Source organism: Leisingera sp. SA215 (assembly GCF_055902035.1).
On the sequence record NZ_JBVVXU010000027.1, the window covers coordinates 1 to 12,749 of the forward strand.

A 12,749-nucleotide genomic window follows, 5' to 3' on the forward strand; every position below is an offset into this window, starting at 1 on the left:
GACCTACGTCGACACCTATTGCAAGGTGGCGCATGCCAAGCTCTACACCACCAAAACGCCCATCACGGCGGCTGATCTGCTCAACGACCGGGTTCTGCCGTTCCACGAAGAGCACGGCCTGCCGGTGCTGCGGATCATGACCGACCGGGGCACGGAATATTGCGGTCGGGCCGACAAGCATGATTACCAGCTCTTCCTGGCGATCAACGACATCGACCATACCAAAACCAAGGTGAAATCGCCCCAGACGAACGGGATCTGCGAGCGGTTCCACAAGACGGTGCTGCAAGAGTTCTACCAGGTTGCGTTCCGCAAGAAGCTCTACGATAGCATCGACGCGCTTCAAACCGATCTCGATGAATGGCTGAATTGCTACAACCACGAACGCACTCATCAGGGCAAAATGTGTTGCGGCAGAACGCCGTTCCAGACCATGATCGAGGGCAAGGAAATCTGGAAGGGAAAGTTCCTGAACCAAACCTGACCTGACAGACGCCGCCGGAAATCCGGGCAACTGTCAGATCACATCTGAACCACTACAGCTAAGGAGGCCTTCAGCACCTTCGTATCACAAAATCAGCTGAATTCAGACCAAGCTGAATTCCTTGATATGGTTGTAGACAGTCTGACAGAAAGCGGCTTCGTTGACCCTGTGTCCTTCTACGAAAGTCCCTTCACGGATCTGGATGACATGGGCATTGCGGGTATCTTTGACCGTGAGCAAGCTCAAGAGATCATCAAGATCGTTAGAACGCTGAACGAAGCGGTGGCAGCCTGACAGCTAGCGGTTTTCGATCTGGATCAGGTCCGTGCTTGGCTGCAAGTTCGCTGATGTTTGCTTTTGTCGAGAAGAGCGCTCTTTCGATTTTTCAGGTTCGTAGAAAGTCGGCAAGGCCCAAAAGGGCCCTGCCTATGGCTAGATGTATATATGTCCTGCTTTTTGTGCCGCCCAAATTGAGAATTAGACCTATCCCGTCACGATTTTTAGGACGGGGAGCTCTCGTCCAGAGGTGTTTTCTGGCGTAGCGTCACATTGTTTGGGTCGCTTGTGCACAGAGTTTGTGCGGGGCTTTTCAGCTCCAGTCCAGCGCATAAATGCCTTTCGAGCAGGTTTGCTGTCTTGGGTTGGCAATTCATCCAATGCCCAATGCGCAGCCTCTCCTATTCCAGCAGGACCAAGGCAATAGCCGCGCGTCGCGTGGATGAGGCCCCGTTCCTCCAGTTCCCTGAAGTAGTCACCCACTGTGTTGCGGTGCACATTCAGAGCCTTTGCTGCGTCCCGGTGACTCAGAATGATCGCTCCATTATTATTGCCGTTGTAGCGGCGCTTCAGTTCAATATAGAGCGCGCGGGGGCCCGGCTTAAGGCTCCTCCATGCGAGGGAAGCCTGTAGCCACTCATGTAGTTGCACATGTCGGCCAGTGCCGCGCTTTTTCCTTTTGTACGGTTTGCGGCTCATGGTGCGGGCTCCTGCTGCGCTGCGGTCTTAGCCATCAGCCTGGAAATCCAAAGGCTTTTGCGATTTCCCAATTGCCGCAGGGCAATATCCGGCCCGCATTCTTTCTGTTGGCTAGGTGCGAGCTCTAGGTGGTCGCAGGATGACCAATCAACATTTCTCATGGGGGTGCCCTCCGAAATGGAGTTCTGCGTAGAGGGCAGCCTGAGAGCGGTTCAGGCCGAACCGTGTTTGTAAGTGCCGTATCTGGGTTTCGTGTGCTGCGGGGTGGTTGATACGTTTTTGATTCACACCGCAAGCGTTTCGGAACGGACTGCTGTAGCAGTGACCATTGCTCATTTGATATCCTTTGCTATGTCGGGGCAAAGGGCGTAGGATTGCGGGTGTCAAAGCCCGTAAGCAAATCACGTACAGCCCGCGCCCCAGTATTTTAGGGGGGCGGGTTTTGTTATGCCGCTTCGCGGCTATTCAGCCATTCGGTGATGACGCTTTCCGGCCATGCCACGGCCTTGCGTGTCAAACGCACAGGGCGAGGAAATTCGCCCCTGTTCATCATCGCGTAAATTGTGGTGCGGCTCAGGCCAGTGATCGCTTCAACATCGGTTCGGCGATAGTGTTTCTCGGGCATCTCGGCATACTCCTGCATCTGGTGGTCGATGCAGGAAGGGTGTGTCAGGCAATCATTTTTGTGAATAAAGGAGAGAGCCCAAATTCCGACGAATTGGCCCAGAACTCGCCACGTGTAGCTCGCGATTAATGGGCATATTTTTGGGCATTTACTTTGTCATCTTGGAAAATAAGGGCTTAAGGTGTCTCTGCAGGGTGGCGCGGGACAAGTCTTCTTCGAACAAATCTTGGACCCACGCGCGAGCTTCCTCAATGATTGCTTCTTTTTTTTCAGGTAGGTCCGAAGCAGCATGACGCTTTGAGAAGTGATTCAGGACAGCAGTCTTCACTGCTCCGCCACCCTTGAGTGGCCTCCCCTTCCCGCGGTCTTGGCCGGTGCCTCGGCTTTGGGGGGCGCCAATGTGTGTTAATGTCCTGCCGTATCTTGAGACGGTTAGGTTTTCACCTGGAAGGTCCGGCTGAGGAAACAGGGCCAGGAGTTCTTGGAATTTTACCCGGACAGCTACCCAAGATGGAGAACTATCCTCCCTTTTCCCGAGATTAGCACGTTGCCAGTCGATTTCACTCATGCGCCAGTGGCTGGTATTGATGCTTCGCTCCTCCCACCGAACCGTTTCAGAATTATCATCTTCTTGCGTGCACATGTGCCAACCGATGGCGTCAAGCTCTCCGGCTGATAGCGCATAAAACAATTTTGCCTTTGCCCGTTCTTCGTAGCTCAGGAGAGTTTCAATGGTCGGCTGAATGACTTTAGCTAACTCCATTTCACGATCACAGCGAGCTAAATTTTCGCGCAACATTTGAATGCGTATTTCCGAAAATTCAGGAGTGCTCCCGCTCTCATCAATGATGCCTAGCATGTTCTCATAGTTCTGGCGTTGTCGCTTAATCTCCTCGATTTCTGTTCCTAGCGTAGTGCCCAGTGCCTCCTGAAATGTTTGGAGGTCGATCCCTGAGAGGACTTCAGGAATCGCTTCTGGTAGATTTTGATAATCAACGTCGACCGCTGCTTTCAAGAATTCGAGCTCGGCACTTTCATCGCCGCGGATATCGAATTCGTCCCCCCACTCTGGAGAGCTATAGAATTCTGGAATCTTTCCGAATGCGATCCACTGGGCCGCTTCGTGTATGTAGGCGGTCTCCGGGGGCTCGATCTCAACAAAAAATCTCACACAGCTATCCTTATAATTCCACTGCGCCCCTTGGTCACAAAATCCGCCCAGCGTGCCATAAGCACGCGGCGCTGTTCTAAGTGGTCCGTGCGGCGGTAGGCGCGTTCAACGCTGCCGCCGACAACATGACCCAGCGCGGTTTCCGAAACCTCAAAGGACGTGTTGGTGGTCTCTGCCACCCAATCCCGAAAGCTAGACCGGAACCCGTGCGGACGGGCTTCCATCTCTCTGCGCTCCATCAGCCGCGCCATCGTCGCATCGCTGATGACCCCTTTACGCACGCTGGGGAAAAGAACCCCCTCGCGCTGGCGCTCTTTTGCGGCCTCAATGACTTCCAGCGCCTCCGGGCTGAGAGGCACGCGGAAATCCGATGTGGCATCCTTGCGGCCCTTCACGGTCTCCGCTGGGATGGTCCAAACATCGCCGTCAATCTGGTCAATATGCAGGTGTCGCAGCGGACCAGACCGAACCGCCGTCAGGATGAGCAGGCGCAGGGCAAGGTGGGTAACTGTGCCTTCATTCAGGCTGGCATAGAAGGCAGGCACATCGGCCCAGGGCAGCGCCGGGATATGCTTTGCCTTGTGGCGCTGTTTGCCTAGCAAGGCGCGCGCTTTCTCTACCGCCTGCAAGTCAACATCCAAGCCCAGCGCAGCGGCGTGCTTCAAGCAGATGCCTAGCCGGTTCATCGCCTTGCGGGCGGTTTCGGCCTTCTCGTGCCAAATGGGGGCCAGCGTGTCGCGAATGTCGATCTGGTCAATATCCGCCACGGGCACAGCTCCCAGGCGCGGCAGGACGTGGATTTCCAAGGGGGAGAACCAGCGGCCCGCCTTTCCGTCGCCTTTGAGTTCAGCTTTGCGCGCCTCGAAGGCGTCGGCGGCAATGTCCCGCAGTAGGTGCATGTTGCGCTCCGCCTGCCTGCGCTCCCGCTGGCGTTCCTTGATCGGGTCCAGCCCCTGCCGGGCCAAGGCGCGCCATTTCGCCGCTTCCTCGCGGGCTTCTTTGAGGGATACCTCAGGGTAAGGGCCAAGCCCCATTTCCCGGCGGCGGCCATGCACGGTCACGTACAACAGCCATTTGCCGCGGTCCGGGGTGCGCTTGTGAAGCCACAGATTGCCGCCGTCGCCATGTTTCCCGGCTGCGGCAGCCTTGACCCTCGCGGCGCTGAGTTTGTTCGTTTCCCTCATTGGGCTTGAACCGCTCCCGATTTCTGGCCCCACTTTTGGCCCCATTCCTTTATGTTGTAGGTAGAGGAACTCAGCGGAACAAGCGGGAATGGCGAGAATCCGTTAAACGGTTGAAAATACGTATGCCACCTCCGGTGCGGGAATGTCCGGGAACTGTTCAGAACCGATGTTCAAAGCAGCCCCCGGGCACCATTAGATCAGTCTTAAGTCTCTGTTTCTTCTGCAAAATCTGATGCAGGAGCTTAAGCGTTTGTCACACATTCCGTACACAATTCTGAGAAGTAACGTGCCATCAGTTCGCGGGGGCGGGTCGAACCTGGCGCTGGTCCGGTCGGCGTTTCCAGCCGCAGAACCTCCCGAAGCCGTCGAAGGGCATGGAGAAGTTCATCGTGGCGTTGGCCCCGGCAGAGGACGCCAACGGGCGCACTTTGTCGGAGTTTGAGCGCGCGAAGATCGGGTTTGGCATTCTGTGCGACGACATCGAAAACCTGACGATCCCTGAGTTCTGGGCAAAGTACGAAGCGTCCGATGTGCGGTGTGCCTTCAGATAGGTCGCATCGATCATTACCGTCTTTTTCTCGCCGTGTTCGGCGGCCAGCCCGGCCATCATCCGCGCGAAGATACCTTTTTCGCTCCAACGCTTCCACCGGCTGTAGAGCGTTTTGTGCGGCCCGTAGGCGTCGGGGGCATCTCCCCAGCGCAACCCATTGCGATTGATGAAGATAATCCCGCTCAGCACCCGTTTGTCATCGGCCCGAGGCTTGCCATGCGGCTTCGGGAAAAAGGGGGTGAGCTTGGCCATCTGCTCGTCGGTCAGCCAGAAAAGATCGCTCATGTCACAGCTCCATTTTCCGAGCCGTGAATCATGCAGTGCGGCGGAAATCAATGCATCCTGACCTGTTGACCCCATCTCTACGAGGCTGATAACCCTTAAATTGCTGGTGCTTACCGTGCTGACGGTGCCTGTGACGGGAACTGAACCGGATTGCACTCGGATCTAGACCAGATTTAGAACAGCCCCCGGACACCATTTTTATCGAATGAAAACAGCAACTTGACTGCATGTCTTGTCGGTTAGCCACCTTTGTAAAATGCTTTGGGTGTCCATTGGGCGTCTCAGTGCCACTCGAGCAATTCTGACCAGCTTCCAGCCGTAGCGTTAATTGCACCCATTTTGGTTGCGAGAGATTTTCACACCGTCTGGACACGGTTCGGTTGAGGAGGCACTCTCAGAGCAAAACCAAGAAATGTGAGTAGTGCGTTGTCAAAAGATGATTTTCCAACACCATCTGAATTTATGCGGGGGCGACGTCCGGAACAGTATTCGGCCTCGCGAGGCGAAGAGAACATCGATTTGGATGCAGGTTTTCTCGAATACAAGCTGGAAAGCATAACAAGCCGAAGTGAAGAAAAACAATTTGAACATCTTGCAAGGCGTCTCGCTGAACGACTGATTTGCCCTAACCTCATACCTTATACCTCAGACAGGGCCAACTGGCGGTGGCGACAGCAAAGTTGATACCGAGACATACCCTGTTCACGAGGATAACTGCGCCGATCAGCGTAAACACCAACCGGACTCCGGTCGCGGCTGGATGAAACTTCAGTGGAAGGTCAAGGGCCGTTGACATCGCGGATCAAAGCTCGGTGGTTATTCCCACCATGCGCTTCAGACTGTCACCCTTGAACTTGCACACATGGGTATAGACTCCGAAGAGGTGCAGCAGCAGGCCTAGCAGACAGCAAGTGAAGCCCATCCAGAATAGAGACGCGTACCACCAAGTCTGACCAATTGGGGACGCGATTGCGTCGCATTCCTTGAACCAGAACATCATCGGCAGCACGATGCCGGCCAGGAGCATGCCCAAAGCCACACCGCGCCCAACCAAAACCTGGGCCGGATTAGCACCGCCCAATGGGGCTGGGTGATAGTTTCTCAAACGCCAGATCAACCGGAACAGATGCAGGCAGGCAGTGAGCGCACCGATATGCAATGTCGCGTTTCGGATTTCATTCGCCTCGGTGATGGCCTCCCACAGGACGCCAGTTGCAAAAGATAGAATGCAGGCGGCGCCCACCCAATGCATGATCACGGTCACAAGGCCAAAATGCAGGCCGGTGTCTTCGAGCTTCATGGTGGTCTCCTCTGTGATTGAGAAGACCATACGGCGCGCCTTTAATCTCAAGTAGCGTGAAATAATGATGAATACGATCACAATTCCAGAATGATAAACGTCACAAATGACCGCGTTTTAATTTGCAAACAGTGTCGTTCGTGTGGTCTGTAGAAACGCATCCACCGCGCCATTGCGGACAGACTTAGGATTCAGCATAGCATAAGTATCGATGAAACGCTCCGGATCGTCCAATGTGTGAATGCGCAGCAGGTTGCGGGCCTGGCTGCCGTCTACGACAGAACGCGGCAGGCAACTGACCCCGACACCGGATGCAACACATCCCAGAATGCCATCCAGCGTCCCCAGTTCGAATACCTCGTTGGGCGCCAGGCCAGACATGCGCATCCAGCGCCGGGTATAGTCGCGGTAGGAACATCCCAGTTTGAATACGATCACCGGGAGGGAGCCCAAGTCCTCCAACGATTCGAATTCAAGCGCTGATATCATCACCATTTCTTCGGCGAACAGCGGGTGCCCCTGGAGATCGGCATGCCTGAACTTTCCACCAACCAAGGCAATATCAATTTGATCTTGAAGAAGTTTTTCGATCAACTCTTCAGTGGGCCCCGATTGGATCTGTAGCCGAAGGTCCGGGTTTTCCGCGCGAAATGATGACAGGACCCCAGGCAGGCGTACTGCAAGCGTGCTTTCCATGCTGCCGATCCTCAGCAACCTGACCGAGCTTTCGAAGGCCTCGACCGAAGCGCGGGCGCGTTCTTCTGCCTGAATGACCTCTTGAGCGTAGGGCAGGAATGCCACGCCTGCTGAGGTCAACGCCATTCCCGCCCGGCTCCGGTTGAACAGGCTGACCCCCAATTCCGCTTCCAACGCCTTGATCCGGGTCGTCACATTGGACTGGACGCAATTCAGTTCCTTGGACGCACCGCCAATGGTTCCGATGCTGGCGACAGTAGCGAAGGTGTGCAGTGTTTTGAGTTCCATTTCATTCTCATTTACAGAACGTACTATTTCATTATGTTCTGTATACAGGATGTTCAGCTGCCTGTCTAATGCAACAGCAGTTCACTGTAAGGGAGGTTGCTTGGATGAAGCAGGAAGCACACTGGGGAACAGGTGAGAAGGTCAGGCAGCCGTCGGCGGGCAATCAAGCCGGAACAGGCCTTGCTGAGACCTGCGGAATTTCAACTCCCGTCTTTCAGGCAGCTATGGCTGGCCTCAGCGGGCCGGATCTTGTCGCCGCCGTCAGCAACGCAGGCGGGCTTGGCCATCTGGGCGCCCTGCGTGTCCTGCCAAAAACGCTTAGAGGATGGATCCACCGCACCCGCGAATTAACGGACAAACCCTTTGGAGTGAATTTGGTGCCGCAATATGGCGGCCCCGAATTTTTCAATGCCGCTCTCTCGGTTGTTCTTGAAGAGCGCCCCAAGGTGCTTTCATTGTTCTACGGCGATTTTCAGGACGTCATTCCCAGGGCTCGGGATGCAGGGATTGTCACCATGGTTCAGGTGGGGTCCTTGGCCGAAGCCAAAAAGGCCGTGGCTGAAGGTGCCGACATACTGATTGCCCAGGGCATTGACGCCGGCGGGCATATCAGAGGACGGGTTGGCCTGATGGCATTGCTGCCCGCGGTGGCCGACATTGCAGGTGACAGACCCGTCATCGCCGCAGGTGCGATCAACGATGTCCGTGCTGCGCGGGCGGCGCGATGCCTCGGGGCGTCTGGAGTTTGGTGCGGTACCGCCTTTCTAGCATCGCTAGAATGCGATGCACACGATGCCTACAAAGAGAAACTCGTCAAGACCGACACGGATGGACCCAAGTTCAGAACCGGGTATTCTTACGGATGGAAGTTGGGCACGCCGCATCGGTCCCTCGATGGAAGGGGCGGTTGGAACTTGCTGCGTTTCATGGGCGGCGGCATTCGCAAGGTGGACAATCCGAAAATGGCAGAAAAGCTGAGTCTCTATGCCGGTCAAGGTGTCGGACAGATTCAGTCGATTAGGCCTGCGGCTGAAATCGTCGATGAGTTGTCCCGTGCATTTGATGTTAGGCCAGCCCTTCGTGCGGTATCCTCCGCACCAGAGAAGAATGAAGGGCATGGGTATTCGGACGCGGCTCTTCACTGCATTCGCCAGGAATGCCAGGCCGGGATTGACGCAAAAGCGCTAATTGAAAAGCATGGAGAGGATATGGTCGCGAAGGCAAGGGAACTTTGTCACAATGGCGCCATGCCGATACTCGATGAATCCATTTTGTCTGATGTGTCGAAAGAGTTGTCAGTCCTGACCTGCACGCTGCTGGATTTGCCGCCGCTAGACTGCAAATCAAGCTGACGCCAGCCAGTATTTTCCTGTGAACTTCGTGGTGCGCCGTATGGCCTCGTGCTGCGCCGTCGTTGACCTTTCAGCGGCAAGATACCTAGGAATAGGTACTTGCGGTTTTCTTGCTCGAGCAACGCTTGGAAAATGGGGGGGCGGCAGGTTGAGGCCACCTGCCAAACGGAGCCTGCAGAATCTAAGAGACTTGCAAAAAAAACGTTTGCGACGTGTCTTGGGGGGAGGGCCGATGTTGAGCGAGGCTGCGGACGTCGAGCGGTGTCGGCAGTGGGGCGACAACAAAAAACTCGGAATCCTGCTGGCAGCCGGTGCTGCCGGTGTGACACGGGCACGGGCTGCCCAGCACTACGAGGTGGCACGACCCTATACTTTTGGGCGCCGGCGAGACCTGAACAAGAAGGGCATCTGTCGCCCGGTCAGGGGACTCATTTTCTGCCGGTGAACGTCGATGGCATTCCGGCCCCGCCTGCTGCGGTTGAGCGGAGCAGAAATTCGTGCATCGCGCAGCATTGGTCACAATGGGCTCAGACTGCCAGTTCGTTGGATCGGGCACGAGCGGCCGATCCAGGGCTGAGCCGCTATTCGCGGCGACTGGCACGAATTCACCCCTGGCGGACCAACCAGACCTTCGCTGCAAAAGCAGCCTGGACAACCCAGCAGGTCAACATTTCGCAGGTAGCGCCCTTTGCAAACTCACCCGCCTGCCACCTGTCAGGTGCGCAAACTTACTTCACAAGGCTGCAGCGCGGCAGTTTTCACCGGGCCGGTCGCTCGAAGTTGTTTAGCTTGGAGGGAATGCGAACCGCAATTTTGCTGCGGCCGCTTCAATGACCGGGATCCGCAGTGCTGGACATAGCCTGCACTAGGCCGGTTTGACCTCCCCGATCTTGTCCCAAAGCTCACTGGCCACCACCCCGGCTGGCCGGTCTCTGCGCCTCATCTTGAAAATCATTGTCCGGCGCACGGCGAACCTTTCCAAGTTTAACGCAAGCAAAGCCCCGGACCGCCGCTCCTCTTCCGTCATATGGTCAGGCAGGCCGCCCCAGCCGAGACCGGCGAGGATCACCTTTTTCTTGGCCGCTAGATCGGAAACTGTCCACTTCAGCCCGCCTGGAAGCAAATCGCGGCTTTGGTCATGCCCAGCACCGCCGGTGCCCGCTGCGACCACTTGCACATGGCTTTGCAATTCGGCTGCCGAAATCGCGCCGGAGCCGGCCGGCAGGTTCAGATCGGGGCTGGCCACCGGCCGTATGGTCACCTCCGAAACCGGCTCGGCCTCCACTTCGTCAAGCGACACCCCGTCGAGCGACGCAAGCGCGATATCCGCCTTGCCCTCCATCAGCCGGGCGATCGGGCCGCCCATCATCTCCATCCGCAGCCGAAGGTGGGTTGCCGGGTGGCGCCGCCCGGTGCCGGCAAGCGCGGGCAGCAATGTGTCCAGATCCAGTGTCGCACTGACGGCAATGTTCAGCTCCGGCTCTTCACGGGCGCGCAGCCGGGCGGCGGTGGTTCCGAGCCCCTGCATCTGGCGCAGCACCCGTGATGCCTCGCGGTAGAATATTTCGCCGGCCGGGGTGAGCGCGGGCCGGTAGGCCGCGCGGCTGAACAGCTCCAGCTCCAGTTCCTCTTCCAGCTGGCGGATGGTGTGGCTGATAGCGGATTGTGACTTGTGCAGCCGATCAGCCGCGCCGCGGAAGGTGCCGGTCGCGACGATCGCCTCCAGGGCAAGGAGCTGCTCGTGTTTCATGGGTCCTCATCATGATCAATATTTCTCATCATAAGTGTGAAAACACAATATTATCAATCAATCATGTCGGGAGGTAGTCAGAGGGCATTGCTCAACACAGGAGACTGTCATGAAACTCTACTACAAACCCGGTGCCTGTCCGCTGGCTAGCCATATCGCCCTGCATGAAACCGGCCGCCCGTTTGAAATCGAAGCCGTGGATACCGCAGTAGGCCGGACCGATAGCGGCGCGGACTACCGCGCAATCAACCCCAAAGGCTATGTTCCGGCCCTGGGCCTGGACGATGGCAGCATTCTCACTGAAGGGGCGGCTATTTTGCAGTATATCGCAGACAGCCACCCGGAGGCAGGCCTGGCGCCGGCCGCCGGTACCTTGGCTCGCGCCCGGATGCAGGAACAGCTCAACTGGATCGGGACCGAACTGCACAAGGCCTTTGGCCCGCTGTTCCGCGAGGCTACATCCGAGGCAGGCAAAGACGACGCGCGCACCGCTGTGGCGGGCAAGTTCGATTTCATAGAGGCCCAGCTGGAGGATGGCCGCGAGTGGCTGGTTGCCGGCCGGTTCTCAGTCGCCGATGCCTATCTGTTCGTAGTCTCGAACTGGGCCAGTTTCACCGGCATAGATCTGGCCCGCTGGCCCCAGCTGGCCGCCTTTGTGGGCCGCATTGCCGCCCGTCCGTCGGCTCAGGCGGCAATGCGCGCCGAAGGGCTGATCCAATGACGCCCGCTGACCACAAAATGGTCAGCAACCTGATGGAGGCCTATTTCGAGGGCCTCCATCAGGCCGACAGCGCCATGCTCCGCAAGGTCTTTCATCCGCAGCTGGCCTATGTCTGCGCCACCGAAGGCGATGAACTGTATCTGAATCTGGAAACCTACATGCGCCGCGTGGACGGGCGTGAGCCGCCGGTCAAACGTGGTGACCCGCGCGAGGAGGAGATCCTGGAGATTGCTTTTGCCAGCGACCGGCTGGCCCGTGTCAGCGCCCGGATGACTATGATGGGGCGCGACTTCCACGATTTGCTCACCCTTGTCCGCTACGGCGCCGAATGGCGCATCATTGCAAAAGTGTTTTCCTATGTTCCGCGAAAGGACTGACCGATGCCCTATGTGAATATCAAAGTGACCCGCGAAGGCGGCCCCGACGGCACCGGCCCAAGCGCAGACCAAAAAGCGCAGCTGATCGCCGGGGTCACCGATCTGCTGCAGGACGTTCTCGGCAAAAACCCGGCGACAACCTTCGTGGTGATCAATGAGGTCCCGCTGGAGGATTGGGGCGTTAGCGGCCTGCCGGTGCAGGAGTACCGGAAGCAGGCGCAAAGAGGACGCGGCTGACAGAGGCGCTGGGGATCATCTGCCCGGTGATCCAGGCTCCGATAGCCTTTACGGCAGGCGGCGCGCGGCGGGCTGGGCCTGATCGGCGGGCTTACTGGGATGCCGCGTGGATCGGCCAGCAGTTCGACATCGCCGCGGGCGCCCGTGCGGGCTGCGGGCTGATCACCTGGAAGCTGGCGGAACAGCCGCAACTGCTTGATCAAGTGTGGGCGCGCATTCCAGCGGCACTGTTCCTGTCCTTAGGCCACCCGGCGCCTTTTGCGCCTGCGATCCGGGACGCCGGTGTGCCGCTGATCTGCCAGGTCCAGACCCTGCCAGATGCGCGTCAGGCGCTGGAGTGCGGACGCCGGCGGACTTGGCAAGGCGCGCGGCACCTTTGCACTGGTTCCCGAAATCGCTGATGAGATCGCGCGCCGGAACAGCAAGGCGCTGCTCTGTGCTGCAGTCGGTATCACGCATGGGCGCGGTCTGGCTGCGGCCTTGATGCTGGGAGCGGATGGCGCGGTGATCGGCACACGGTTCTGGGCCTCGCGCGAGTCGCTGGTGCATCCGCGCATTCTGGATCGCGCGCTGGCGGCGACGGGGACGACACAATCCGCAAGGGGGTGGTGGACGTGGTCCGCGGCCTCAAAAGGCCCGGCCGCTACAACGACTGTGTTCTGCGCAACACGTTTGTCCAGAAATGGCAAGGCTGCGAGGGCGCCTTGTGGCAGGATGCGGGTCTGAAGCGGCTAAATGGGCGGCGGCTCAGGAT

At 57.7% G+C, this 12,749-nt stretch carries 13 protein-coding genes and 2 pseudogenes; 7 read left to right on the top strand and 8 right to left on the bottom strand.

What is annotated here, in order from left to right:
* Together AC0KW6_RS19620 and AC0KW6_RS19625 are read left to right on the top strand one after the other, a co-directional pair.
* Positions 1-484: integrase core domain-containing protein (locus AC0KW6_RS19620; protein WP_474035795.1), on the top strand; the 484-nt coding region annotated here is incomplete at its 5' end.
* A gap of 66 nt (positions 485-550) precedes the next feature.
* A pseudogene (locus AC0KW6_RS19625) lies at positions 551-778 on the top strand (type I restriction-modification enzyme R subunit C-terminal domain-containing protein); the annotation flags it as partial.
* 189 nt (positions 779-967) lie between these two features.
* Here AC0KW6_RS19625 and AC0KW6_RS19630 read toward each other — a convergent pair.
* From AC0KW6_RS19630 to AC0KW6_RS19660, 7 genes and pseudogenes are all read right to left on the bottom strand, one after another.
* On the bottom strand, positions 968-1,459 hold the full coding sequence (locus AC0KW6_RS19630) for a helix-turn-helix domain-containing protein (protein ID WP_474035796.1): 492 nt from the start codon (positions 1,457-1,459) through the stop codon (positions 968-970).
* Between the two features lie 445 nt (positions 1,460-1,904).
* A complete protein-coding gene (locus AC0KW6_RS19635) occupies positions 1,905-2,102 on the bottom strand; it encodes a helix-turn-helix transcriptional regulator (RefSeq protein WP_474035797.1) in 198 nt (65 codons plus the stop codon).
* A 130-nt stretch (positions 2,103-2,232) separates the two neighbouring features.
* The gene (locus AC0KW6_RS19640; RefSeq protein WP_474035799.1) at positions 2,233-3,255 is read right to left on the bottom strand and encodes a hypothetical protein; all 1,023 of its coding nucleotides are present in this window, start codon (positions 3,253-3,255) and stop codon (positions 2,233-2,235) included.
* On the bottom strand, positions 3,252-4,439 hold the full coding sequence (locus tag AC0KW6_RS19645) for a tyrosine-type recombinase/integrase (RefSeq protein WP_474035800.1): 1,188 nt from the start codon (positions 4,437-4,439) through the stop codon (positions 3,252-3,254). The genes AC0KW6_RS19640 and AC0KW6_RS19645 overlap by 4 nt, the downstream gene beginning before the upstream one ends.
* Before the next feature lie 520 nt (positions 4,440-4,959).
* A pseudogene (locus AC0KW6_RS19650) lies at positions 4,960-5,274 on the bottom strand (transposase); the annotation flags it as partial.
* Between the two features lie 802 nt (positions 5,275-6,076).
* Positions 6,077-6,574 (bottom strand): cytochrome b/b6 domain-containing protein, encoded by a 498-nt coding sequence (locus AC0KW6_RS19655; RefSeq protein ID WP_474035801.1) that lies wholly within the window; start codon positions 6,572-6,574, stop codon positions 6,077-6,079.
* 117 nt (positions 6,575-6,691) lie between these two features.
* Positions 6,692-7,558, bottom strand: coding sequence for a LysR family transcriptional regulator (locus AC0KW6_RS19660; protein WP_323776341.1), 867 nt, complete (start codon positions 7,556-7,558; stop codon positions 6,692-6,694).
* Between the two features lie 104 nt (positions 7,559-7,662).
* Here AC0KW6_RS19660 and AC0KW6_RS19665 point away from each other — a divergent pair, with 104 nt between their 5' ends.
* On the top strand, positions 7,663-8,910 hold the full coding sequence (locus tag AC0KW6_RS19665; protein ID WP_323776343.1) for an NAD(P)H-dependent flavin oxidoreductase: 1,248 nt from the start codon (positions 7,663-7,665) through the stop codon (positions 8,908-8,910).
* Positions 8,911-9,775: 865 nt separating this feature from the next.
* Here AC0KW6_RS19665 and AC0KW6_RS19670 read toward each other — a convergent pair.
* Positions 9,776-10,660 carry a LysR family transcriptional regulator gene (locus AC0KW6_RS19670; protein WP_323776345.1) on the bottom strand — a complete coding sequence of 295 codons (885 nt, stop codon included), beginning with the start codon at positions 10,658-10,660 and terminating at the stop codon, positions 9,776-9,778.
* A gap of 109 nt (positions 10,661-10,769) precedes the next feature.
* Between AC0KW6_RS19670 and gstA the strand changes: the two genes are divergently transcribed.
* The 4 genes from gstA to AC0KW6_RS19690 all read left to right on the top strand — a co-directional run bounded on the left by gstA (position 10,770) and on the right by AC0KW6_RS19690 (position 12,721).
* Positions 10,770-11,381, top strand: coding sequence for a glutathione transferase GstA (gene gstA, locus AC0KW6_RS19675; protein WP_474035803.1), 612 nt, complete (start codon positions 10,770-10,772; stop codon positions 11,379-11,381).
* A complete protein-coding gene (locus AC0KW6_RS19680) occupies positions 11,378-11,758 on the top strand; it encodes a nuclear transport factor 2 family protein (RefSeq protein WP_474035804.1) in 381 nt (126 codons plus the stop codon). The genes gstA and AC0KW6_RS19680 overlap by 4 nt, the downstream gene beginning before the upstream one ends.
* A gap of 3 nt (positions 11,759-11,761) precedes the next feature.
* On the top strand, positions 11,762-11,995 hold the full coding sequence (locus tag AC0KW6_RS19685; protein ID WP_323776350.1) for a tautomerase family protein: 234 nt from the start codon (positions 11,762-11,764) through the stop codon (positions 11,993-11,995).
* A 318-nt stretch (positions 11,996-12,313) separates the two neighbouring features.
* Positions 12,314-12,721, top strand: a complete 408-nt coding sequence (locus AC0KW6_RS19690; RefSeq protein ID WP_474035805.1) for a nitronate monooxygenase — start codon at positions 12,314-12,316, stop codon at positions 12,719-12,721.
* Positions 12,722-12,749 lie beyond the last annotated feature (28 nt).

Coding starts and splice junctions, on each gene's coding strand:
- AC0KW6_RS19630 (WP_474035796.1), bottom strand. CDS start 1,459: ATGAGCCGCAAACCGTACAAAAGGAAAAAGCGCGGCACTGGCCGACAT.
- AC0KW6_RS19635 (WP_474035797.1), bottom strand. CDS start 2,102: ATGCAGGAGTATGCCGAGATGCCCGAGAAACACTATCGCCGAACCGAT.
- AC0KW6_RS19645 (WP_474035800.1), bottom strand. CDS start 4,439: ATGAGGGAAACGAACAAACTCAGCGCCGCGAGGGTCAAGGCTGCCGCA.
- AC0KW6_RS19655 (WP_474035801.1), bottom strand. CDS start 6,574: ATGAAGCTCGAAGACACCGGCCTGCATTTTGGCCTTGTGACCGTGATC.
- AC0KW6_RS19660 (WP_323776341.1), bottom strand. CDS start 7,558: ATGGAACTCAAAACACTGCACACCTTCGCTACTGTCGCCAGCATCGGA.
- AC0KW6_RS19665 (WP_323776343.1), top strand. CDS start 7,663: ATGAAGCAGGAAGCACACTGGGGAACAGGTGAGAAGGTCAGGCAGCCG.
- AC0KW6_RS19670 (WP_323776345.1), bottom strand. CDS start 10,660: ATGAAACACGAGCAGCTCCTTGCCCTGGAGGCGATCGTCGCGACCGGC.
- gstA (WP_474035803.1), top strand. CDS start 10,770: ATGAAACTCTACTACAAACCCGGTGCCTGTCCGCTGGCTAGCCATATC.
- AC0KW6_RS19680 (WP_474035804.1), top strand. CDS start 11,378: ATGACGCCCGCTGACCACAAAATGGTCAGCAACCTGATGGAGGCCTAT.
- AC0KW6_RS19685 (WP_323776350.1), top strand. CDS start 11,762: ATGCCCTATGTGAATATCAAAGTGACCCGCGAAGGCGGCCCCGACGGC.
- AC0KW6_RS19690 (WP_474035805.1), top strand. CDS start 12,314: ATGCGCGTCAGGCGCTGGAGTGCGGACGCCGGCGGACTTGGCAAGGCG.